The organism is Colwellia sp. SU-HH01172 (genome assembly GCF_057553355.1).
This window is the reverse complement of record NZ_BAAJMB010000018.1, coordinates 1-1,050: the sequence shown is the minus strand read 5'-3', so window position 1 is coordinate 1,050 and position 1,050 is coordinate 1. Positions and strand designations below refer to the sequence as shown.

General features: G+C 51.4%; 1 rRNA gene. It reads right to left on the bottom strand.

The annotated features are described in order from the left end of the window. A 16S ribosomal RNA gene (locus tag AC27JP_RS20290) occupies positions 1-997 on the bottom strand; the annotation flags it as partial. Positions 998-1,050: the final 53 nt, after the last annotated feature.

Below are 1,050 nucleotides of genomic sequence, written 5' to 3'. Positions count from 1 at the left end.
GGATGTCAAGGGATGGTAAGGTTCTTCGCGTTGCATCGAATTAAACCACATGCTCCACCGCTTGTGCGGGCCCCCGTCAATTCATTTGAGTTTTAACCTTGCGGCCGTACTCCCCAGGCGGTCAACTTAGCGCGTTAGCTACGCCACCCACAGATCAAGTCTACAGACGGCTAGTTGACATCGTTTACGGCGTGGACTACCAGGGTATCTAATCCTGTTTGCTCCCCACGCTTTCGTGCCTCAGTGTCAGTATTTGTCCAGGTAGCCGCCTTCGCCACTGATGTTCCTTCCAATCTCTACGCATTTCACCGCTACACTGGAAATTCCACTACCCTCTACAATACTCTAGCTTGCCAGTTCAAAATGCAGTTCCCAGGTTGAGCCCGGGGCTTTCACATCTTGCTTAACAAACCACCTACGCACGCTTTACGCCCAGTAATTCCGATTAACGCTTGCACCCCTCGTATTACCGCGGCTGCTGGCACGAAGTTAGCCGGTGCTTCTTCTGCGAGTAACGTCACAGATGTTGCGTATTAAACAACACCCTTTCCTCCTCGCTGAAAGTGCTTTACAACCCGAAGGCCTTCTTCACACACGCGGCATGGCTGCATCAGGCTTTCGCCCATTGTGCAATATTCCCCACTGCTGCCTCCCGTAGGAGTCTGGGCCGTGTCTCAGTCCCAGTGTGGCTGATCATCCTCTCAAACCAGCTAGAGATCGTCGCCTTGGTAAGCCATTACCTTACCAACTAGCTAATCTCACTTGGGCTAATCTATGAGCGGGAGGTCCGAAGATCCCCCCCTTTGGTCCGTAGACATTATGCGGTATTAGCAGTCGTTTCCAACTGTTGTCCCCCACTCAAAGGCATATTCCCAAGCATTACTCACCCGTCCGCCGCTCGACGCCGAATAGCAAGCTATTCTCGTTTCCGCTCGACTTGCATGTGTTAAGCCTGCCGCCAGCGTTCAATCTGAGCCATGATCAAACTCTTCAATTAAAAATCGTTTGTGCATCAACAAGTGATGCTGCTCAATGAATTCTGTCGTGTTA